The 21,874-nt window shown below is 45.6% G+C and carries 17 protein-coding genes and 2 pseudogenes; 5 read left to right on the top strand and 14 right to left on the bottom strand.

Annotated features, from left to right (window positions below; translation table 11 throughout):
- Positions 1-74 precede the first annotated feature (74 nt).
- The 4 genes from DXA15_RS06110 to DXA15_RS06095 are packed head-to-tail and all read right to left on the bottom strand — an operon-like array spanning position 75 to position 2,667.
- The gene (locus tag DXA15_RS06110; protein WP_008645601.1) at positions 75-803 is read right to left on the bottom strand and encodes a hypothetical protein; all 729 of its coding nucleotides are present in this window, start codon (positions 801-803) and stop codon (positions 75-77) included.
- A gap of 21 nt (positions 804-824) precedes the next feature.
- On the bottom strand, positions 825-1,172 hold the full coding sequence (locus DXA15_RS06105; protein WP_008645600.1) for a DUF3408 domain-containing protein: 348 nt from the start codon (positions 1,170-1,172) through the stop codon (positions 825-827).
- A gap of 2 nt (positions 1,173-1,174) precedes the next feature.
- Positions 1,175-1,615, bottom strand: a complete 441-nt coding sequence (locus DXA15_RS06100; RefSeq protein ID WP_005944168.1) for a DUF3408 domain-containing protein — start codon at positions 1,613-1,615, stop codon at positions 1,175-1,177.
- Positions 1,616-1,617: 2 nt separating this feature from the next.
- Complete coding sequence (locus DXA15_RS06095) at positions 1,618-2,667, bottom strand: ParA family protein (RefSeq protein ID WP_008645599.1); 1,050 nt, start codon at positions 2,665-2,667, stop codon at positions 1,618-1,620.
- A 422-nt stretch (positions 2,668-3,089) separates the two neighbouring features.
- Between DXA15_RS06095 and mobA the strand changes: the two genes are divergently transcribed.
- From mobA to mobC, 3 genes are read left to right on the top strand one after another with little or no spacing between them, the layout of a single operon-like run.
- The gene (gene mobA / locus DXA15_RS06085) at positions 3,090-3,515 is read left to right on the top strand and encodes a conjugal transfer protein MobA (protein WP_005944180.1); all 426 of its coding nucleotides are present in this window, start codon (positions 3,090-3,092) and stop codon (positions 3,513-3,515) included.
- On the top strand, positions 3,494-4,744 hold the full coding sequence (gene mobB, locus DXA15_RS06080; protein WP_008645598.1) for a conjugal transfer protein MobB: 1,251 nt from the start codon (positions 3,494-3,496) through the stop codon (positions 4,742-4,744). Before mobA ends, mobB begins: the two co-directional genes overlap by 22 nt.
- 32 nt (positions 4,745-4,776) lie before the next feature.
- Positions 4,777-6,786: a conjugal transfer protein MobC gene (gene mobC, locus DXA15_RS06075; protein WP_008645597.1), complete on the top strand. Its 2,010-nt coding sequence runs from the start codon at positions 4,777-4,779 to the stop codon at positions 6,784-6,786.
- A gap of 113 nt (positions 6,787-6,899) precedes the next feature.
- On the opposite strand, the gene DXA15_RS06070 is transcribed toward mobC, so the two are convergent.
- The 8 genes and pseudogenes from DXA15_RS06070 to erm(F) all read right to left on the bottom strand — a co-directional run bounded on the left by DXA15_RS06070 (position 6,900) and on the right by erm(F) (position 18,669).
- A complete protein-coding gene (locus tag DXA15_RS06070) occupies positions 6,900-8,894 on the bottom strand; it encodes an ATP-binding protein (RefSeq protein ID WP_008645594.1) in 1,995 nt (664 codons plus the stop codon).
- Positions 8,895-8,896: 2 nt separating this feature from the next.
- Positions 8,897-10,354 carry an ATP-binding protein gene (locus tag DXA15_RS06065; RefSeq protein WP_008645592.1) on the bottom strand — a complete coding sequence of 486 codons (1,458 nt, stop codon included), beginning with the start codon at positions 10,352-10,354 and terminating at the stop codon, positions 8,897-8,899.
- Positions 10,355-10,503: 149 nt separating this feature from the next.
- The gene (locus DXA15_RS06060; protein ID WP_008645591.1) at positions 10,504-11,121 is read right to left on the bottom strand and encodes an RteC domain-containing protein; all 618 of its coding nucleotides are present in this window, start codon (positions 11,119-11,121) and stop codon (positions 10,504-10,506) included.
- A gap of 210 nt (positions 11,122-11,331) precedes the next feature.
- Entirely contained in the window at positions 11,332-11,745 is a 414-nt protein-coding gene (locus DXA15_RS06055) for a dihydrofolate reductase family protein (protein ID WP_008655868.1), read from the bottom strand.
- Positions 11,746-12,024: 279 nt separating this feature from the next.
- Positions 12,025-13,347: a sigma-54 dependent transcriptional regulator gene (locus DXA15_RS06050; protein WP_008645588.1), complete on the bottom strand. Its 1,323-nt coding sequence runs from the start codon at positions 13,345-13,347 to the stop codon at positions 12,025-12,027.
- Positions 13,340-15,657 (bottom strand): annotated as a pseudogene (locus tag DXA15_RS06045) (ATP-binding protein). The gene DXA15_RS06050 and the pseudogene DXA15_RS06045 overlap by 8 nt, the downstream one beginning before the upstream one ends.
- Positions 15,657-17,582, bottom strand: coding sequence for a tetracycline resistance ribosomal protection protein (gene tet / locus DXA15_RS06040; RefSeq protein WP_008645586.1), 1,926 nt, complete (start codon positions 17,580-17,582; stop codon positions 15,657-15,659). Before tet ends, DXA15_RS06045 begins: the two are co-directional and overlap by 1 nt.
- Positions 17,583-17,868: 286 nt before the next feature.
- Positions 17,869-18,669: a 23S rRNA (adenine(2058)-N(6))-methyltransferase Erm(F) gene (erm(F), locus tag DXA15_RS06035; protein ID WP_004295323.1), complete on the bottom strand. Its 801-nt coding sequence runs from the start codon at positions 18,667-18,669 to the stop codon at positions 17,869-17,871.
- A gap of 39 nt (positions 18,670-18,708) precedes the next feature.
- On the opposite strand from erm(F), the gene DXA15_RS06030 reads away from it, so the two are divergent.
- Positions 18,709-19,689, top strand: a complete 981-nt coding sequence (locus tag DXA15_RS06030; protein WP_032536584.1) for an IS982-like element IS1187 family transposase — start codon at positions 18,709-18,711, stop codon at positions 19,687-19,689.
- 474 nt (positions 19,690-20,163) lie between these two features.
- Here DXA15_RS06030 and DXA15_RS06025 read toward each other — a convergent pair whose 3' ends face one another.
- Together DXA15_RS06025 and DXA15_RS06020 are read right to left on the bottom strand one after the other, a co-directional pair.
- Positions 20,164-21,021 (bottom strand): GNAT family N-acetyltransferase, encoded by an 858-nt coding sequence (locus DXA15_RS06025; protein ID WP_007366527.1) that lies wholly within the window; start codon positions 21,019-21,021, stop codon positions 20,164-20,166.
- A gap of 11 nt (positions 21,022-21,032) precedes the next feature.
- A complete protein-coding gene (locus DXA15_RS06020) occupies positions 21,033-21,410 on the bottom strand; it encodes a nuclear transport factor 2 family protein (RefSeq protein WP_007366528.1) in 378 nt (125 codons plus the stop codon).
- Positions 21,411-21,549: 139 nt separating this feature from the next.
- Here DXA15_RS06020 and DXA15_RS06015 point away from each other — a divergent pair.
- Positions 21,550-21,807 (top strand): annotated as a pseudogene (locus DXA15_RS06015) (DUF418 domain-containing protein); the annotation flags it as partial.
- Between the last annotated feature and the right edge of the window lie 67 nt (positions 21,808-21,874).

The raw sequence follows: 21,874 nt of genomic DNA, 5'->3' as shown, positions 1-21,874 counted from the left end.
GCGGACCGGACGTGCCTTGCGCTTCCTCGCCGCATGGGTGTAATTTTACATTTTCATTACCATTTCTTTTTTCGTTATACATAGTCGCGGATGTCGAAGTCCTCAATATTGTCCGGGACGACAAAATCCTTTTTCGGCTTCTTCAGCCGGATTTCGATAAGCCCCTTGATGCGGATGCTCATTTCGGACGAGCCGGTCATCAGCTTCTCGTACAGCTCCGTCCCTTCCATGTCGGTGAAGACCTTTGCCGCCCGCTCCCGTTCCGTCGCTGTCGCTTCCGGTTTTTTGGCGGTTCTGACCGCATCGTCTATCTCGTCGAAACTGCTTCCCGATGCCCTCGGCGCGTCGGGCGTTTCTTCCTCCGGCTCGTCCTCCCCGAACTCCAGTTCCGAAGGCGTGAGGCTCGTGAAGGTTTCGTCGAGTTTATCCTCCGGGACTTGTGCGGGACGGGACACGGTTTCCGTGTTTCCGTCGTCAAAAGTAGCCTCTTCCTCCGTCAGCTCAATGCCTTTTTCCGAAGTGGCGGCTTCTTGCGTCGGTATGGCAGCGGTTGTCCGGGTCGGTGCCATCCTGAAACGGCTCTTGCCGATGATGTCCGGGGTGTCTGCGGGCGGTGTTTCCCTTACTGTTTCGGGCTTTGCCGCAGTGCCGCCCAACGACCGCCACAGTCCGGCTATGCTTCTGAGGAAGCGGACAAGTCTGGTTTCCATGATCCTGTCATAAAGGAGCAGGAACAGAAACCACAGGTTGCAGCCGACCGATACGGTCAGCAGAATATCAGTCATGCTTATTGTTTCACTCATGCACGTTCTCTTTTTTGAGGGTTAAAATACTGCGTCGTAATTCCGGGCGTAAAGGCTCTTTATCGCCTCCTCGCACTGGTTGAAGTGGTGCGTAAGCACATGGTCGATGTAGGCGGACAGCGACAGCCGGTCGTGCCCGATCACACGGGTGATGCGCATGATGCGGTCGTGGTACTCCGGGCGCACATACGCCATCTTTCCCTCGCGTGCCTTCACTTCGGCTTCACGGATGAACAGCCGTTCATAGTCCTTCTCACCGCATTTGCCGCCTAACGGCACGGGGGACAGGATTTCCACACTCGCCTGCACTTGGGCAAGCATACCGCCGCCGTCATGCTGCGGACTTCTGTTTTTCCGGTTCTTTTCCATATTCAAATCAAGTCTTCACGTTGTTTCTTGTACAGTTCGTTTATTTTCTCCTTGTGCTGTTCCAGATGTTGGCGCAGCACGGTGTCCACGTAGCCGCCTACCGAGATTTCACGCCCGGCGATGTCGTTCACGATTTTGAGAATCTTGCTGTGGACGTCACGGCTGATATAGACGCACTGGCGCGTCTTTATCTCGTTGCGGCGGAGGAACAGCCCGGAATAGTCGTCCTCCTGCCGTTTGCGGCGGACGGTGTCCCTCTGCGGTTTTTCCTTTGCCGTGTATTGCACGGGCGGCGGTTCCGTCTCAGGGACGCTTTCTTCTTCGGGAGCAGGCGCGGGCGGCTCCTGCGCGTGGTACAGGGTCCCGTCCTGCCTGCGTCTGCCGATGGAGGCTATCAACAGTTCCTCGTCAATGCCTTCGGTGTTCACTTTCCTGCTGCCCATGATTATTGAGGTCTGATGATACGGCTTATCTCTTCCGAGAACTCACGGATGCCGCTTCCTTTCAGCAGGGACGCATCCATCGGGAAGATAGTCGAGCGGAACACGCTCTTGCGCTCTTCCGAGAGGTCGCGCCGGAACTTCTTGCTGTCGGGCAGGCGGGTGGACAGCACCGGCAGCCCCATCTCGGCGATCACATCCTCATACAGGTCGTAAAGCCCGTTCTTCTCCCTGCCGTCCACCATCGTCCAGAACAGGTACAGCCCTTTTGTTTTCGCCTGTCCCGTCGTCATGAGGTTGTCACGGAACATCACGGCGAATTGCAGGGTGCTTTCCACGACAAAACGGTCGGCACTCATGGGCGCGAAGATGTAGTCCATCTGCGAGAGGGTCTTGACCACGCCGTTGCTTTTCAGGGTTCCCGGCATGTCGAAGAACACGACGTCGGGTTTCACCTCTTCTGCGGCAAGCATCCTTTCGGCGTCATCGAGGGCGTCAAGGGCGTCGCTTGCGATGACCGGATAGGCGTTCTTCCTTATCTTGCGGAAGTGGTCACACGCGAGTGCCTTGAAATAGAGGCTCCCGCCGATAAGTCCCGTTTCACGTTCACGCAACCCGTGTATGCTGTGCTGTGGGGCGTCGCAGTCTATGACGGCGACATTGTGTCCTTTCACGTTGTGGAGGTAGTTGGCGGCAAGTGCCGTGACGGTGGATTTGCCGATACCCCCTTTCTGTGTTGCGAATGCAACGAATGTTTCATTACTCATGGTTCTGTTGGTTTTAATGGTTGATGAATTGTTTTCCTGCTCCGATACGGAATCGGTGACATGTATATCCGCATCCGCGAATCTCCGCCCGTCCGGTTCGTCACGTATCCGCTTCAACGGTGAGGCAGGGATTCGGATAACTGGTGAATGACGACATTGCGTCATGAAGTCATTGAATCCGTGAATCACCGCGTCATTGGAAAGCCGGGTATCCGAAGGTTCGGGTATCCGGTCAGGCAAATAGCCGCCGAAGCGGTTTGCCGGGTATTTGAAAGCCTCATTTTTCATATCTTCAAATTGTTCGTTTCTTGAATCATGCTGCAAATAAACAAGGATATTTTGGAACCTGTACCACTTCCCCGGCAAGTGGCGGCATGTTGCGCCGGTTGGCACTGATTGTCCGGGTCAAGCCTCTGTCCGATACCGCTTTAAGGGCGTAACTTTGCACCCGAACGGCAGGGTTCGCCGCAGGTGGTGCAGCCCGGAGTTTGAAAGGCATTCCCCCAATCCGTCCCCGACGGATTTTTATGTTCGCCTGAACATAGCAAGATGTCTTTTCAGCCGCTCAAAACGTTTTGAGCAGCCACGAAAAGCACTTGCCCTTGCAGGGGGCGGGCTTCCTCTCCGAAGTCGGGAAGCCTTTCAAACCTGCGGTGTCTGTGCCAAGAAGCGGCGGCTTATGCCGTCCATCCGCTAAATCCAAAGTTTATATGAAAGAGAAAAGAAACAAGACCGGGAGAAATCCCAAACTTGACCCGGCGGTGTTCCGTTACACCGTCCGTTTCAACGAGGAGGAACACAACCGTTTCCTCGCCATGTTCGAGAAGTCGGGCGTTTACGCCAAGTCGGTTTTCATCAAGGCGCACTTCTTCGGGCAACCGTTCAGGGTGCTGAAAGTGGACAGGACGCTGGTGGATTACTACACCAGACTGTCCGATTTCCATGCGCAGTTCCGCGCGGTAGGCACGAACTACAACCAAGTCGTGAAGGAACTCAGGCTGCATTTTTCCGAGAAAAAGGCGATGGCGTTGCTCTACAAGCTGGAGCAACAGACCGTCGAACTCGTGAAACTGAGCCGTCAGATTGTGGAACTTTCAAGGGAAATGGAGGCGAAATGGTCGCAAAAATCAGTGTAGGAAAGTCGTTGTACGGCGCGCTTGCCTACAACGGGGAAAAGATCAACGGGGCGAAAGGGCGGCTGCTCACCACCAACCGCATCTACAATGACGGCACGGGGACGGTGGACATACGCAAGGCGATGGAAGGTTTTCTCGCCTGTATGCCGGAGCATACGAGGGTGGAGAAACCGGTACTCCATATCTCGCTCAACCCGCATCCCGACGACGTGCTGACAGATACGGAATTGCAGGACATCGCACGCGAGTATCTGGAGAAACTCGGCTACGGGAACCAGCCGTACCTTGTTGTCAAGCACGAGGACATAGACCGTCACCACCTGCACATCGTGACAATCAATGTGGACGAGAAAGGCAGGCGGCTCAATCAGGATTTCCTCTTCCGCCGCAGCGACCGCATCCGCAGGGAACTGGAACGGAAGTACGGGCTGCACCCGGCGGAGCGTAAGAACCTACGGCTGGAAAATCCGCTGCGCAAGGTGGACGCTTCGGCGGGCGACGTGAAGAGGCAGGTCGGAAATACCGTCAAGGCTCTGAGTGGACAGTACCGTTTCCGGACGATGGGCGAATATCGCGCCCTCCTATCCTTATATAATATGACGGTGGAGGAAGCGCGGGGAAACGTGCGCGGGCGTGAGTATCACGGGCTGGTCTATTCCGTCACCGATGATGCCGGGAACAAGACTGGCAACCCGTTCAAGTCCTCGCTTTTCGGGAAGTCCGCAGGCTATGAAGCCGTGCAGAAGAAGTTTGCCCGTTCCAAACAGGAGATTAAGGACCGGAAACTCGCCGACATGACGAAACGCACCGTGCTTTCCGTGCTTGAAGGCACGTATGACAAGGAGAAGTTCGTTTCGCGGCTCAAGGAAAAGGGCATCGACACCGTACTGCGCTACACGGAGGAAGGGCGCATCTACGGAGCCACGTTCATAGACCACCGAACGGGCTGCGTGCTGAACGGCTCGCGCATGGGCAAGGAACTTTCCGCCAACGCCTTGCAGGAACACTTTACGCTGCCTTATGCCGGACAGCCGCCGATTCCGCTGTCCGTTCCGGTGGAAACAGAAGAGGATATGCGCGGACAGACCGCATCCGACCACGAGAACACGGCGGGCGGTGTCGGTCTGCTCACTCCCGAAGGTCCGGCTGTGGATGCCGAGGAGGAAGCCTTTATCCGGGCGATGCAGCGCAAGAGGAAAAAGAAGAGGCGCAAGGGCTTGGGAATGTAACCGTAAGTATCAACATCAAAATTTTTCAATCTATGTCACAACAAGAAGACGATTTGAGGGCATTGGCGAAAATCATGGATTTTCTGCGTGCCGTGAGTATTATTTTAGTGGTCATGAACGTGTACTGGTTCTGCTATGAAGCCATACGGCTCTGGGGCGTGGACATCGGCGTAGTGGACAGAATCCTGATGAACTTCAACCGCACGGCGGGGCTGTTCCATTCCATCCTCTACACGAAACTGTTCGCCGTCCTCCTGCTTGCCCTGTCCTGTCTGGGGACGAAGGGCGTCAAGGGAGAGAAAATCACTTGGGGAAGGATCTGGACGGCACTTGCCGCAGGGTTCGTGTTGTTCTTCCTCAACTGGTGGATACTGGCATTGCCGCTGCCGGTTGAAGCGGTGACGGGACTTTACGCGCTGACCGTAGGCACGGGCTATGTCTGCCTGCTGATGGGCGGTCTGTGGATGAGCCGCCTGTTGAAACACAACCTTATGGATGACGTGTTCAACAACGAGAACGAGAGCTTCATGCAGGAAACACGGCTCATCGAAAGCGAGTATTCGGTCAATCTGCCCACCCGCTTTTATTATAGGAAACGTTGGAACAACGGCTGGATCAACGTGGTGAACCCATTCCGCGCCTCCATCGTGCTGGGTACGCCGGGCAGCGGAAAGTCATACGCGGTGGTAAACAGTTTCATCAAGCAGCAGATTGAGAAGGGCTTCTCGATGTATGTCTATGATTTCAAATTCAGTGACTTGTCCACGATAGCCTATAATCATCTGCTCAACCACCCGGAGGGATACAAGGTGAAGCCGAAGTTCTACGTGATAAACTTCGACGACCCGCGACGCAGCCACCGTTGCAATCCCATTCACCCAGATTTCATGGAGGACATTACGGACGCTTACGAGAGCGCGTACACCATCATGCTCAATTTAAACAAGAGTTGGGTGCAGAAGCAGGGCGACTTCTTTGTGGAATCGCCCATCATCCTTTTCGCGGCTATCATCTGGTATCTTAAAATTTTTCAGAACGGCAAGTATTGCACGTTCCCCCATGCCATCGAGTTCCTGAACCGCCGTTACGAGGATATTTTCCCGATTCTGACCTCTTATCCCGAACTGGAGAACTATCTCTCGCCATTCATGGACGCGTGGCTCGGAGGGGCTGCGGAGCAGTTAATGGGGCAGATTGCTTCGGCGAAAATTCCGCTGTCACGCATGATTTCCCCGCAGCTCTATTGGGTAATGTCGGACAGCGAGTTCACGCTGGACATCAACAATCCCGAAGAACCGAAAATTCTCTGCGTGGGCAACAATCCCGACCGACAGAACATATACGGGGCGGCTCTCGGTCTGTATAATTCCCGTATCGTTAAACTTATCAACAAGAAAGGGATGCTGAAGTCGTCGGTCATCATAGACGAGCTGCCGACGATATACTTCAAGGGGCTGGACAACCTTATCGCCACCGCGCGAAGCAACAAGGTTGCCGTGTGTCTGGGTTTTCAGGATTTCAGCCAGTTGGTGCGTGACTATGGGGACCGCGAGGCGAAAGTGGTGATGAACACGGTCGGCAATATCTTCTCCGGGCAGGTGGTGGGCGAAACAGCCAAGACGCTCTCGGAGCGGTTCGGAAAGGTGCTTCAAAAGCGGCAGTCCATCTCCATCAACCGGCAGGATGTTTCCACCTCCATCAACACGCAGATGGACGCGCTTATCCCGCCGAGCAAAATTTCCGGCTTGACGCAGGGGATGTTCGTCGGTTCGGTGTCCGACAACTTCAACGAGCGTATCAAGCAGAAGATTTTCCACTGTGAGATTGTCGTGGATGCCGAGAAAATGAAGCGCGAGGAGAAAGCCTACAAGCCGATACCCGTCATTACCGACTTCGCGGACGCGAACGGCAACGACTGCATGAAGGAAATGGTGAAGGCGAATTACAGGCGCATCAAGGAGGAGGTGAAACAGATTGTCGCCGACGAGTTGGAGCGCATCGCTGGTGACGAGAATCTGAAACATCTGTTGCAACAGAAATAATATATAACAACAAGATGTATCAGACTCCCGTTTTGAGAATTACTCCTGCTACAGCTATCTGTGACAGGAGTAATTTGTAATTCTTTATATTGAGCATTATGACTATATTAAGTTCAACTAACCATTGCGGCCGTGTTATTTGAAACTTCATTCATTACCTCATTTAATGATTGGGATTTAGATAAAGTGGCTCTTTCTATTTTGAGCTTATCAAGCAAATATTTCAGCCTACGTTCCACCTCATTTGTTATTTCACTCCATTTTTTTACATAGAGGCTATAATTACTGTCATTTTGGACTAAACCAGTAAGCTTATTTATGACCCTTCGACCTACAATATCATCATAGTCTTGTCCTATCAAAATGAAAGTCCAGAACTCATTAGCATCATTAAAACAATCTTGTTTTAGAATAACATCCATATATTGTTCTAATTGATTTAACTGTTCTGATTTTAATTGTTTTATAGTTGTCGGATTTTTGATTTCCACAACTATATTATGAGGTCTCCCATCCCTAAAATCAGTACCAGTAAGAAATAAATCCATTTCTTTGTATTTATTAGGGTGAGCAATATATTTTTTCTCGCTAACTCCACGCAGAATATAAATGTATTTTCTTAAAGCCTCTTCAAATTTGACCTCTTCCGCACATACCATTCTATATTCTTCGCCAAAAATCCAATAGTGTTTTTCTATGAACGACTGCAAATCACGAACTTCATTGGCTTGTAAAGTATGATTAAAAACAATCTTTTTTAGATTCTCCAGTGTCAGCAATCTGTCTGAAATAAGCTTAATCGTGGAAACGACTTGTTTTAACCTCGTTATTTCTAATATTTTTGCAAATTCTTTCCTATCGTTCGAGTCTAATTCAACAACTGCATCTAAAATCTTAAACAGACTATCGCGCTCACCGCTATCCATCACCAAATTTAGAAGTTCTAAGAAAACTCTTTTTTGTTCTTTGTTCAACTTCATGAAAACAGCAGGTTCTACTTCGTATAGTTCCTTTACGAAGTTTTCCAAACCTTCTCTACGCACTATATCCCAATCTTCAGTACCAAATTTAGGGAAAACATCTTCATTCTTATATTTGGTTACCATAACTTCTGCTTGCTCCTTTAGGAATGGGCGTCTTTTCTTTTTGAGAAACTCATTGAGTTGCGTAATTAGTTCCTTAAATAATTTTCTATCAGCAGAATTATCAAACAATTTAGGTTGAATAGCATTATCGTCTAATTCGTTATCACAATTGATTTCATTGAAGAAATCATCAATCACAATTACAGAATGCCAAAAATTATCTCCTTTTTTATTTAATAATGTCGTTTTGGTAAATTTTAACTCCAAGTCATTATTCAAGAAGTAAAATCGAGAATATTCATCATTCATCTTTACATTCCATCGGATATACTTGCATTGAAAGTTGATGTTATTTTTCTGGTTATGTGATAATATCGGTGATATTGATTCTTGTTCTGCTATTATAGAAGAATAATCTAATTCTTGCCCATTGATGTATATTTGATATTCGGATTTCAATTCTAAAAACCACGCAAATTCAGCCTTTAGATAAGGGATAAGAGTCTTCGTTATAAACAAACTGGAAATATCAGAAGAAATCTCATTAAAAACGACACAAGTACCTGTTGTTGTGTCATCAGATACAAGTGGCTCTGTTGTAGTGTAGTCTTTTAAAGTATCGCTATCAATTCTAATGTCATAAGACATTATTTGTGCATCTTTACTATAGCGTGTTTCCCAATTAGCAAATCTCGCAAATTTATAGAAAGTAAAACGACCATAACCGTTTTTTCCTCTTGTAAATTCAGTATTATTCTCGTTGGCTATTCTCTTTTGAGACTCATAGAATTTTTTGAATTTTATAGGTAATTCTTCATAGCAGATGCCTGTACCATTGTCTGTTATTCTAATATTTTTGATTGTGTCCAATTCTGCATTGTCAATTTCAAAATCAATATTTACAACGGTTGCTTTTGCATCAAATCCATTCCATACATATTCGGCAATAGCTCGCTCTGGAGTATATTTATTCAATATTTTCCTAATGCCAGCAGATGTTATTTCTACAGTTTGCGAGTTCATGACTATTTATTTTTAATTAAATCCAGACCTTTCTCCGTAAGACGGTATTTCTGTCGCGGGTGTTTCGGCTTTTCCGGATAAATCGGTTCTACTAAATCCAACCTTATTGCAGGATACAGATAAAGCTCCAGAAAATTGCTTTTGTCCTTCAATCCTATCATTTCCATAACATCTTTTGTCGATAGTGTCTGATTCCCGATTGCAGACAGAACTTTTCCCACTTGCGGGGTAACTGTCGGGTAACTATCGGGCGACTGTGGGGTGACTGTCGGGTATGACCCGACTGCTTTCCGGGTATAGCGGAAAACGACCCATACGCTGTTTCCGTCCGTGTGAAATTCGGGGTCCGGAATGCCGACACGCCGGCACTCGCTTATCATAAGCCCGATGCCCCGTCCCCAACTTTCCAAGACCTCGCTTTTATACAGCACGTTTGCTATGATTAGATTTTGCGGTTCTGAATTATGCCCGCTTAACAGTTTTTCCATTGTTATATCCGGCGGAAATGTCCCGCTGTTCTCTATTTCCACACGGTCGTCATAGATGGCGATTCCCACCGAACTGCCGGGACGGTGGTACAGGCGGTGGCACAACGCATTTGTGCAGCACTCTCTCAATGCCTTGTACGGGATTTCCAGTTCTTCCTCACGGTACAGCCCTTCTATCTTACCGGAAAGTGACAGATGTTTGAAAAAGAACGCCATTGCAGCATCCAGCAGCGCGTAGATATTCCCAGTGACACGTTGATTGTCTATAAACTCGTCTTTCGTCGTGCCTTTGAAACGCGCCAGACGGAGCAGGCATTGGGGATAATAATAAAAATCATGACCGAACAGCACTGCTGAAGCATTGTTAAGTTTCCCGTCATGCAACAGACTGAATTTTTCGAGAATGGTCGGCAAGTCTTCCCTTATGGTTGCTTCAGGTAAACGACCGCTTCTGATTCCCCCGCGAACAGCACTAATGACGGCATGTTCGTCAAGGTCGGATATTTTAAGGTCAGGATTTGCTATTGCCTCCCAAGCGTATTTCCCGCCCCGCTGTATCAGATATTGGTTATATATCTCCTGCGGCATGATGGATGTCGCGCTTTCCACCCGCAGGTAAGCCCGTCCTTTGTAAGAGAACGGACGCATATATCTTTGTTCTTCCGCAGACAGTGCGATGACACTTTTGCCAGTGTCTGGTATTTCAGTATAAGAAACTTCAACTGTGGCAAACGGCTCGATACGCCGGATCGCGTCCGCTATATCCCGCTTGGTTTTGTCGCTCACGTCTTGTCCGATGATTTTTCCCTTGTCGGTGACACCGAACAATACCGTGCCGCCTTCGCCGTTAAGGAAGGCGCAAAGCGTTTCCATGCCGCGCTCCAACTGTCCGGTGGTTTCCTTGAACTCCACCCGTCCGCATTCTTTTTCGGCTATCAACCGTTTTATTATGTCGAGGTTGTCTATGCTCATATACAATTCTGTAACGTGGGTACAAAGATAGTGCTTTTCGCTGGTTTTCGGGCGAATAGATAACGAAATGTATCTACACAGCAGGACAAAACCTACAAAAAATCAGAGAATGACATAACGTCACCCCCTGATTCATCATTGGTACAGGATTATTTTCTCAAACGTTCCATTTCCTCGTCGCGGAGCATCCTCTCGTTCAGTTTCTCCTGCATCCTGTCAAGGAAGTAAGTGCGGCTTTCGTTTTTCCGGCGTTTGATGTCGATATAGAAACGGTAGCAGTCCTTTGATTCGATACCGAAAATCTTGTAGAGGAGCGGGGCGAGCTGTTTGAGCGGCATGTTGCCGTTGTTGATGCAGCCCATCTCGTTGATGCCGTAGATAAGTTCCACGAGGTCGATGGCGTTGCCCGTCCATTGCAGGGGTGAGGCGGGATTTTCGGTTGTGTTGTCGGAGGATGTACGGATGGGGATTAGTGGTGGCACTTGGGGAGCGGCAAGGAACTTCTGCATCTTCCTCACTAAAGAGAGTGCCTTGCTGATATAGGCTGCAACCTCCCTCTTTTCTTCGGGAAGATTGCGCATGGGATGGTGCTGCAACTCGATTTCGATGTAAGCCAGTGCGATGATGGTGCGGTTGGTGTCCACATTGCCGCTGCATAGCTCGATTACTTGCGTGGCGAAAGCCGTATATGCCGTTTCCATATTGCAGTCCCCGGCTTCGTTTATACGGCGGAAGAACTCGGTTTCCGCCAATAAGAAATAATTCATATCCTGTCAATTTTGAAATTTTACACTCTGTTTTTCGGTATGCGCACATGAATATGATTGGCAAAAAGCGTGTTCATAAAATAAAAAATCCGGCACACTCTCTGCAAGGTGCTGGATTTCAGTGTGATAATTTTGCAATTTATTTGTCTGTCAGGAATTATTTTCGACTTAAAGTGTTCATTTCCTGAACATTCGTCCATTTTCCGGACATCAAACGCACGCTTTATAGATATGGCGGACCACTCCGTTGCGGTACACCTTCTGCGAGGTCAGCGTCCATTGTTCCTGTGGCAAGGCGGACTGGAAGAAACGCTTTCCCGTTCCGGCAATGAAAGGAAGCGTATAAAGTATGATTTCATCCACCACACGCATACGTAACAGCCCATTGATGTAGTCCGCCTTTTCAGGAGTGACTTCCGCCAGATAGCAGATGTCTGTTGCGGATTTCCGCCATTCGTCGAGCATAGAGATGGAATAGTCGGGTGTGATATGATAAAGGGCGTTTTCCCTTATCTCGTTGATACCGCAATCTTCAAGGCGCAGTTCCTTATACGCTTTGCAATATAACTCGGAGCTTTGACAACCGTCCATCGTGAGGACGGCAAGAATCTGTACTTTACCCATTAGCGTTTCCTTTCGTTGGGCAAGGGCAAAAAAGTAGCGTGCAATCCACGCTATCACTAATGGAGGCTCTGGAATGCCCTTAACAGGAATAGGTGAATGCACGCTATGCGTAGGCATAGCATAAGCAATCACGCAATAGTTCCTGTTAATGTTAATTTTCCAGATTCCCATTAGGACGCCTTGCGGTCTTATGTTATATATAGGCGGCAAAAGGCTCTGCCAATCGCCGTTACCTTCTGATATGTCATGCAAAGATAGCCATTTTCAGCGAATTGCGGGCTATGGTTGCTCAAATTTATACTTCAATCCATATTCTTCCAGTTTATTATAGAGTGTTGTCCTGCCTATTCCAAGCAATTCGGCAGCGACCTTCCGGTTCCCGTCAGCCTGCTTCAAAGCACGCAGAATCCGCTCTTTATCTTCCTCGTCGTTGCGTAGGGAGAAGCCGGTAACAGAGGTTGTTTCGGTTATCCCAAGTTCCAGATGCTCTTTTGTGACAAGTCCCGTCTGAGCCTGCAACACCGCACCCATGATTTTCTGTCGAAGTTCGCGCACGTTGCCCGGCCATGAATGGGTCAGCAACGCTTTCCGTGCTTCGGAACTGAAACCGCTAACCTTGCACTCCAATTCCTTATTGGCAATCTCACGGAAGAACTCCGCCAGCGGCATGATGTCCTCCTGACAGTCACGTAAGGGCAGAACGGTTATTTCAAAGTCATGTAGGCGGTATAACAAATCCTGCCGGAAACGCTTTTCATTGACCGCCTTTTCCAGATTCTCGTTGGTGGCGGCGATGATGCGGACGTTGAAACTGCGGTCGGACTTGTCGCCAACGGGACGGAACCGCCGTTCCTGTATGGCACGGAGTAACATCTGTTGAGTTTCTGGTGCGAGATTACCCACTTCGTCTAAAAACAATGTGCCGCCTTCCGCCTCGTGGAAATAGCCTTTCTTTGTGTTTTCAGCACCAGTGAACGCTCCTTTGACGTGTCCGAAGAACGCCGATGGTGCAAGCTCTTTGGTGAGTGAGCCGCAGTCCACCGCCACGAAAGGCTTGCCTGAACGCTTGCTTTTATCGTGCAGTAGATGGGCAATATGCTCTTTGCCAGTACCGTTCTCCCCGAATATCAGTACGCTCATGTCGGTAGGAGCTACCAGCCTTATCCGGTGCATGATTTTCTGAAAGGCTGAACCGTCACGGGCAAATACGGGCATGCGGCTTCGCCCGATATTCCGCTCTTTCAGTATGGTGCGGAGCAAAGGCACGAGTTTGTCCTCCACGAGTTGCTTGGGTATGTAGTCCAGCGAACCGAGTTTCATGCTTTCAACCGCCGTATGTACTTCGGCATAGTCGGTCATGATGATGAACGGCTGCGTCATGCCTTCTTTGCGCATCCAGCGCAATAGGTCGATGCCGTCACCGTCAGGCAAACGCAAATCAGAAACTACTATATCATTGTCAGTGGCTTGTTGCAGAAGTTTCTTCGCTGTCGAGAGGTGGAAAGCCTGCACGGTACGGAATTTCTCCCGTGCCAGCAGGTTGCAGACAAACTCGCAATATACGATGTTGTCCTCCACCACGATGATTTTTGTTTTATCCATTTTCGTATTTTCTCCTTTCTTCTTTTGCCAGCCGGATTATCTCCGAACCCTTATCCAATACGGCAGTCACGGCGTTGTTCAATGCTTCATAATCGGGAACGGCACTCCCATGAAGCTGTTTATAAAGTTCCCTTAATGGTTGGTCGGCACGCAGTATCTCCCACGAACTATGTAGGTGGTGTGTCAGGGCGTCCAGTTCTTGAAAGTCTTTCCGTTGTTCCGCATCCCTGACCGACTGCATTTCCTTTTCGGTTTCCGCTATCAGTTTATCCAACATGACGGATTCATTGCCGTAAGACAGTAGGGAGGAGAAATCAGGCTTTTCATTTTGTTTACCTTTCATGGCGCACTTGTCGGAAACTTCCATCAGCTCCGATATGGAAAACGGCTTGAGAAGGCAATCGGAAAATCCACGTTCTAAAAGTTCCTCTCTGTTGCAACTGCCCGAAGCGGTTGTTACAATAATCGGAATGATCCTTGAATTGCCCACATTGGAGGTGCGTAGCAGTTCCAACAGCTCGAAGCCGTTTATATCCGGCATATTCAAATCGGTCAGAAGCAGACTGTATTCTTTCCGGCGTATCATTTCCATCAGTTCCGCAACATCGGTGCAAGTGTCGCAATGTATCCCTTCTTGTGCATACATTTCTTTCAGCATTAGGAGAAGTACCTTGTCATTGTCGATGGCAACAATATCATGGAGTGTTCGGTTATGATGAATCTGTGTTTTATTTATCCGTTCCGGCAATTCCTCGGCTGACTGCATGGGTATCTCCACCGTGAAACGGCTGCCCTTGCCTTTCTCGCTCTTCAGCTGGATTGTGCCGCCGAGCATTGTCACAATGCGCTGAACAATGGAAAGACCTAATCCGAAGCCGTCCTTTGCGGCAGCGTTTGACAAACGTTCAAACGCACCGAACACACGTTGCTGTTCCTCTTCGGTCATACCCGAACCCGTATCTTTGACGATAAGTTTCAGCATACCGTTATCATACCCCATTGTCAGAGAAACGGCACCGTTCTCAGTGAACTTGATGGCGTTTGACAGCAGGTTATTTCCAATTTGTAGAATGCGTTCCTTATCGGTCAGTACAACAGCATCCGTGTGATTCGTCACAGTAAGAGCAAGTCCCTTGTTTATGGCAATTGGCATAAACTCTGATTCGAGCGTATGCGCTATTGATGAAATCCTACACGTGGAGAAATTAGGCTGTTCCTTGCCGTCGTCCAGCCGGAAGAAACTCAGAAGAGTATTAAGCATTTCACGCATACGGTCGGAGGATTGCTGAATATTTCGGATATACATCCCGGTTTTATCCGCATTGAAGTTTTTTTGTATCAGTCCGGCATAGCCCGTTATTGCAGTCAGCGGTGTGCGTAATTCATGGGTAATGGTATGTACGGCTTTCTTGCGGGAGGTTATCAGTGCCTCGTTTCGCTTTGCCATTTGTTGCAGTCGCTCGATTAAATCTGCGGTTTCCTGTTTATATCGCTTGATGCGGTTGGCATTTCGGTGTATGATGATATATGATATGACCAGTAGCAGTATAACGAACCCTGTCAAGCCCCCAATCTGAATGAACGACCGTTCCCGCATGGCTGTTATCTCGGCTTCCCGCTTTTGTAGGTCAGTTTGTACTTTCCCGTCTATTTGAACAACCAGTCCTTGCAGTTGCCTGTTAAGTTCCGCATTTCGTGCGGCAAGGCTATCGGCATGAACCGATAAGCGGCGGCTTTGTGCCTGTTGTTCGGTTCTCATATTCCGGTTAAAGGACGGTGCATCGTGGTAGTCACAGTTGGTTTCGCTTCTTCCTTTTTGCCGAAGATGCCCAAGAAACCTTTGCGCTTGGACTTCTTGGGCTGTTCCTGTACACTCTTCTGCACGATTACAGGTACTTGACTGGTTATCTTATCGTTGATGGCTTGTTGTTGTTCAAGTATTTGAACGATTTGGCACATCTGCCGTTCCTTATCTTCGAGAAGATGGCGTACGCTGTCTATACGCTCTGCCGGATAGGTAGCTTTGAAACGGCAGAGCATACTATCCATTGCCATACGCTGTGCATGGTAATGTTCGATATCTTTATCGTTCCATTCCAGTATTGTTTCACCAAATAGAGAAAATTTTATCATTTGAATATTGATATTGTTTATCTCTTTTCGGAACTCGTCTATTTTTTTATTGTCAAGTTCTAATGCTTCTATCTCCTGCCATTCATAGAAGCTATTATATGCTATACATCCGATAAGAACGGAGATAAGTATATACCCCAACCGTATTGTCTTATAGAAATTCCTGGATCGTTCCATTATTTTGATGATACTGATTTTTCAAACATGAATAAAAGTTTATCCTTTTCTTCCATACGGGTATTATCAGAATAACCGCCTTTTGTTATTTGATACCCACACGGCTTAACCATAAAAGTGCCTAAGCCTTTAGTGTATGAACTTACTTCTGAAGCATAGTCTTTACTTGTATTTAATGGAACTTTCCCTTCAATAAGACACCACTCTTTATTACAACTGATACCTTTAATCTCAGACATCATTTTTTGCAGATCTGTAATAGCTTTGGAACTTGCTACTTGTGGTATCTGTAACTCAAAATAGAGCATCGGTTCGAGAATATCCACTCCTGATTGTTGCAAAGCCAACCTGAAGACATAAGGAGACAATTGTCTAAAATCGGCAGGGGTACTTATCGGACTATAATAAAGGGCATAAGTAAAGGTTACTTTCAAATCCGTCACTTCCCATCCATGCAATCCCGATTGGCAAGACATACGGATTCCTTCAAAAACGGCATTTTGAAAAGAATGGTTCAGATAACCAAAGGAGATTTCACTTTCGATTTGCACCCCTGACCCTATCGGTAAAGGTTCCAGAGTCAGTCCTATTGAGGCCCAGTAAGGGTTGGGAGGGACTTCGATATGGATAATCTTATTCACCTTCTTTTTAGGTCGTTCTTTGTAGATAGTCTTGATTTCATCAAAATGGGTCTTTACGGAGAATCGTTCTTCCAGCAATGTTTGTATGATTTCTTTTTGGGTTAAACCATATAACGAGATTTCCAATTCATCACTATATGAATTTATGGAAAAGGACAGAGACGGGTCTTCAATAAACAATACATTTAGAGCGGATATCAACTTGCTTCTCTCTTCGGGCTTGTCTGGTCGGACAGAAGATTTGAGGGCGGGATGCTGATGAGATAATCCTTGAATCAGACAAGGTTTAACACCTAAATAATCTCCGATTCTTAATTCTTCTATATCTTCTATAATTGCGATATCATTAGCAACCACTTCATCAACATTTATCTCTTTGCCCTGATAAATGGTTTTTAGATTTTTAATCTTGATGAATTTTTCCGAATCATTGACTTTTATAACGGTTCGAAGTCTCAGACTTCCGTCAATAATTTTTAGAAAACTTCTTTTATGCCCTTTGGGGGCATGTTCTATTTTATAAAGATAAGCTGAAAGTCTATTTGGGACTGATGCCGGAGGAAATATAAAAGAAATGATGGCGTCTAACAACTCATTGATGCCAATATTGCACATTGCTGATCCATGCAAGACCGGATAGGCTTTGGCTTTTGCCACAAGAGCGATTATCGCATTCCAATAATCTGCCGGTAAGATTTCTTTATCCGCCAAATATAGTTCTAATATATCGTCGTCATGGTTGCATACAAATTCTTTGTGTTCTGCCCTTATATCTGTTGAGGTGCAAATCGGGTAAACTACTCCATCGACAACCGTTTGCATAAACAAGACGTCTTGCGACAGATTTGTTTTTATGTCCAGATATAAACGCTCAAGATTTACGCCGGCACGATCAATCTTATTGATAAATATAATTGTCGGGATTTGCAGTTTTTGCAAAGTCTTGAACAGCAACTTTGTTTGTGCTTGTATGCCTTCCTTTGCCGATAATATGAGGACTGCTCCATCAAGCATTTTGAATGTCCGCTCCACCTCTGCAATAAAATCCATGTGTCCCGGAGTGTCAATGATATTGCATTTCACACCATTCCAAACAATAGATGTCGTAGAAGCCCGAATAGTAATTCCTCTACGTTTTTCTATATCCATAGAGTCTGTTATGGTGTCACCTTTATCAACACTGCCGCGCTTTTCCGTTGCTCCGCAGGCAAATAGCAGATTTTCGGTTACGGAAGTTTTTCCTGCATCAATGTGAGCAAGAATTCCTAAATTTATAATGTTCATTTGATTAAGCAATAATATACTACAATAGATGCATTGCCGAAACGCACCTTTTAATACCTCCTCGTAGCATGTGGAAAACTACAGGATTCTTAACTCGTATTAATATGTATATTATTACTGCCGCATAATTGAACGCAAATTTACGAAAAAAAAGTTCCCTGACAAAAGCACAAAGAACTTTTTTAATCTATACGTATTTTTATTTGGTATTATTAATTTGTTATGCGGCAGCTTAAAAGACGACACCAAACCAGAAAAATCATCTTGACAACCACCCGACTTTGAACTACGAAGGATGAAATTTTTCAGGGACAACTTCCAGCATTTCCAAAAAACAGTTTACCCATTGACTTGGAGACAAACAAACAATTTGAGCATTAAGGTTTAAACCGAATTTTTCCGAAATTGACCTGACCTGACTTTTCCTGAAAATCGACTTTAAAGCTGTTTTTACAGATAAATCAGGTTTCTCTAACAGACAGGAAATAAATGCTAAGTATTTGGCTTTAAACTTAAAATCAAAAAATAACTGTTTTCTTTTAATGTTTAACAGGGCTGATTTGACAGTTGGCGGTGGAAAGAAACTTTCAGGACCTACCTCATAGACAAGTTTCAAATCAAAAAAAGTATGATAGAAAACGGTATATGGATTGTAAAGCTTCCTCGAAAATAACTTTTGTGTAGGTTCTAACTGAAGGACAATGGAACCTCCCAGAAAATTTCCAAGACTCTCAAACATCAGGATTTTGAAAATATCGGAAGTAATGCCATAAGGAATATTTGACACCACTTTGAAAGGAAATTTCGGAACTGCAAAATTCCTAAAATCACAACCGACAACTTGAACATTTCGGGCATCAGAAAATAATTTTCGTAAATGTTCAACCAAAGCTGTGTCGTTTTCAATAGCAACAACATTGTTGGCGATTTTTAATAAATGAACAGTAAGAAACCCCTTGCCTGCCCCAATATCTAAAACCGTATCCTGATTACTTATATTTGCTTGTCTTATTGCATCTTTTATTAGCACTTTATCAATAGTAAAGTGCTGACCCGTAAAACGAACGGGCAATTTCTTTTTTGTCATTAGTAAACCCGTTGGCGGAATTAATTTAAGTTGATAAATATGAGTAAAAAGTTGTACATGTCGCTGATTTTTAGTAACTTAGTGGTGATTAAAACATTAAGTTCAAACCATCGTATGTACAACCTTTATGCAAAATTCGTCAAAATACTTGAGATATGCAAGCAATTCTCTGAAAATCTCGTCAATGATTCGGGTAATGTTCCACGTCGTGGTCCTGTTCCCAAGTTTTCGGATTTGGAAGTGGTGGCGCTATCCCTGACGGCAGAGACCGAGAGCATTGATAGTGAGAAGTGGTTGTTCGACTATAAATTGCAAGAATACAAGGACAGCATTCCCAATCTCATATCAAGGAGACAGTTCAATGACCGCAGGAAGAAAACGTCAGGCCTGTGTGAGGAACTGCGCAAGCGGATTGCCATGGAAATGGATGGCGGAGAGGAACAATTCTTTGTTGACTCCAAGCCGATAGAGGTCTGTAGGGTTGCAAGAGGAAAACGTTGCAAGATGGGGCGTGCCGGCAATTTCTCGCAAGCTCCCGACTTCGGCTTCTGTGCTTCGCAGAACACGTATTATTTTGGTTATAAGTTACACGCTCTCTGTGGGTTAAGTGGAGTTATCCATTCCTATGATCTGTCAAAGGCAAGTGTGGCTGACCTCCATTATATGAAGGATGTAAAACATACTTATCACGACTGTAGCATCTATGGTGACAAAGGGTATATTGGAGCTGACGTACAGCTTGACTTGTTCGAAACCGCACACATAAGACTGGAGTGTCCGTATCGGCTCAACCAAAAGGATTGGAAACCGACATTCATTCCGTTTGCAAAGGCAAGAAAGAGGATTGAGACAATATTCTCACAACTTACAGACCAGTTCTTGGTCATCAGGAACTACGCGAAAATAACGAATGGTTTGTTTGCCAGAATCATTGGCAAAATTAGTGCACTTACCATTCTGCAATACGTAAACTTCATTAACGACAAGCCCATTGGCAGAATTAAGTATGCACTAAATTAATTCCGCCAACAGGTTTAGTAACTTCTTACAGGTGAATACTTGAATTCAAATCGTGGAGAAGTGAATAGACAGTATTACCCGACAGAGCAACTATGACAACGTAACGCCTTTACAAAAAAGTCGGTACACGAAACCCATAGACTAATTGTCTTGACCTAAAAGAGATTGGAATTTTCAGGACTGCCTATCACTTAGATAGAAGTCCAAGGTCTGCTGAAATACATAATTCAAAAATTGAAATTGCTTGACTGCAAATTTAGTAACTTTGCTTGACAAATTAACGAGAAAGAAGAGAAAATGAAAACCGACCGCATAACATCACCTATACGCAAGCAGGGCTTTCGTGCTTCGTAGGACAGTTAAGTGGTAAATTTAAAGTTCAGTTCTTCGTAGGAAGTTCAGTGGTTAAAATCCCTGCCTGCGTATAGCTGAGAACCGTTATTTGATGATGAGGGCTATTCATATAAATGTAGGTTAAATTTTTCTGACCATTTCAAACTGTTGTCCTTTTGGGGTAAGTCCTAATGATGACAAGAAACCAGTGACTGATTCACAATCGCAATCAACATTAGTAAATTTGAGTACATCGCTTTGAAAATGACTGACAGCACTTTTAAGCAAGGACTTACCTATTCCTTTACGCCGGTAATCTTTTGCAACTGCGAGGGATGAAATATCGCCTGATGCCGGTTCAAAGATAACAAATCCGACAAGTTCTTCTCTTTCATAAGCTCCCAATATGTCCAAATTGTCGATTCCGCGTTCCAGTGAAGCCCTGTCATTTTGCCATGAAGGATGAAAATCGAACCAGGCCGTTTGGTTAAGGCAGTTTTTTAAATCCGATGGGAGTATGCGACATGCGGTATGGTTTACTTGCAATACAGGAACAATATCGCTCAGTTTGGCAGAGTAGTAGTTGAAATTTCTCTGTGTTTCAAAGCCTAATTTGCGATATATTTTTATTGCTTTGTGATTGTGTTGCAAAACTTCCAGTACATATTGCCGAACTCCTTGTTGATATATCAATTCGAGGCTGAAAGTGAATATTTTTTGGGTTAGGTGTAATCCCCGGAATGAAGGTACGGTTCCCGTCCCTGTGTCATAGGCCGTCAAGATGTTGTTGTACATGCCTGTTCCGTTAAACACAAAAGAAATCAGCCGTCCTTCGAAAAATGCTCCGAAAGATAGTTGTGGATTGTATCCTCGTCGGTCGAGCATGCGTCGCAATTCATCCGCATTCAAAGAGAAATCATAATCTTTGAATGCGGATGAGAATGCCGCATACAAATCTTTGAAAGAAACGGACTCTAAAGAATGAATGATGATTCCCATATCGGACGGTGTTATGTGTTTGGATTTTTATCACTATTCTCTACGGTTAAACCGTGCTGTTTGAGAAAGCTGAGCTTATCCCAATAACCTCTTTGGAAAACGATTTTATCGTTTTGCACATGGAAGAATCCGCATCCTCGCAACCCGAGCGGATCTTTCCATTCCATGATAGCCCATTCTCCATCCTCGAATATATGCTCAACAATACAAACCATTTTTGAGGTTGCAAATTCATTTACAAACATTTTATGGATAGCTGTTTTTCCTATAACCGGGGTGTTTGCGACTTGATGGTTTATGGCATCCTGAGCGTATAAGTTTGCCAAAGCGACTGCATCGGCGGCGTTGAAGCAGTCAATCCATTCTTGTAGTATCTCTTTTGGCGTCATATTTTTCGTATCTTTTATTCTTTAATATTTAATTGTTGCTTTTTCCTCTATAAGTTAGAATTAGACATTTTTTCTAATTCCTTTTGAAATGATCATCAAAAACAAAATTAGTATTTTTTTCTGTTTTACTGATGATTCTGTAGAAATATTCTCGTTCATATTATTGTGTCATAAGGAACGTGTCAAAAAAGCGGTTTCCACATTACAGCTTTATGGTAAAATGAGTTTAACCAACTACATAACGCAATCTGTTGTCGGTACTGTTATCTATTTCCCATTCGTATTCTATTTAGCCCCTTATTGTGGGTATGCAGCAAGTTATCTTATCGAATTCACTCTCTTTGGGAGTCAAATATGGTTGTGCAAATGGTGGCTGACAAAACATAAACAAGGTTAGTTGGAATGTTTTTGGTATAATGTTTATAAACATAAATCAAGAAAGAATAAATAAATTTAATAGAGGC

This window comes from Parabacteroides sp. AM58-2XD (assembly GCF_003463685.1).
GTDB classification, from domain to species: domain Bacteria; phylum Bacteroidota; class Bacteroidia; order Bacteroidales; family Tannerellaceae; genus Parabacteroides; species Parabacteroides segnis.
Note: the sequence above shows the minus strand (reverse complement) of the source record. Positions and strands in the feature narration are given on the sequence as shown.

Excerpts from the sequence above, each read along its gene's own strand:
- DXA15_RS06110 (WP_008645601.1), bottom strand. The coding sequence starts at position 803 with ATGAGTGAAACAATAAGCATGACTGATATTCTGCTGACCGTATCGGTC.
- DXA15_RS06105 (WP_008645600.1), bottom strand. The coding sequence starts at position 1,172 with ATGGAAAAGAACCGGAAAAACAGAAGTCCGCAGCATGACGGCGGCGGT.
- DXA15_RS06100 (WP_005944168.1), bottom strand. The coding sequence starts at position 1,615 with ATGGGCAGCAGGAAAGTGAACACCGAAGGCATTGACGAGGAACTGTTG.
- DXA15_RS06095 (WP_008645599.1), bottom strand. The coding sequence starts at position 2,667 with ATGAAAAATGAGGCTTTCAAATACCCGGCAAACCGCTTCGGCGGCTAT.
- mobA (WP_005944180.1), top strand. The coding sequence starts at position 3,090 with ATGAAAGAGAAAAGAAACAAGACCGGGAGAAATCCCAAACTTGACCCG.
- mobB (WP_008645598.1), top strand. The coding sequence starts at position 3,494 with ATGGTCGCAAAAATCAGTGTAGGAAAGTCGTTGTACGGCGCGCTTGCC.
- mobC (WP_008645597.1), top strand. The coding sequence starts at position 4,777 with ATGTCACAACAAGAAGACGATTTGAGGGCATTGGCGAAAATCATGGAT.
- DXA15_RS06070 (WP_008645594.1), bottom strand. The coding sequence starts at position 8,894 with ATGAACTCGCAAACTGTAGAAATAACATCTGCTGGCATTAGGAAAATA.
- DXA15_RS06065 (WP_008645592.1), bottom strand. The coding sequence starts at position 10,354 with ATGAGCATAGACAACCTCGACATAATAAAACGGTTGATAGCCGAAAAA.
- DXA15_RS06060 (WP_008645591.1), bottom strand. The coding sequence starts at position 11,121 with ATGAATTATTTCTTATTGGCGGAAACCGAGTTCTTCCGCCGTATAAAC.
- DXA15_RS06055 (WP_008655868.1), bottom strand. The coding sequence starts at position 11,745 with ATGGGTAAAGTACAGATTCTTGCCGTCCTCACGATGGACGGTTGTCAA.
- DXA15_RS06050 (WP_008645588.1), bottom strand. The coding sequence starts at position 13,347 with ATGGATAAAACAAAAATCATCGTGGTGGAGGACAACATCGTATATTGC.
- tet (WP_008645586.1), bottom strand. The coding sequence starts at position 17,582 with ATGAACATTATAAATTTAGGAATTCTTGCTCACATTGATGCAGGAAAA.
- DXA15_RS06030 (WP_032536584.1), top strand. The coding sequence starts at position 18,709 with ATGAGTAAAAAGTTGTACATGTCGCTGATTTTTAGTAACTTAGTGGTG.
- DXA15_RS06025 (WP_007366527.1), bottom strand. The coding sequence starts at position 21,021 with ATGGGAATCATCATTCATTCTTTAGAGTCCGTTTCTTTCAAAGATTTG.
- DXA15_RS06020 (WP_007366528.1), bottom strand. The coding sequence starts at position 21,410 with ATGACGCCAAAAGAGATACTACAAGAATGGATTGACTGCTTCAACGCC.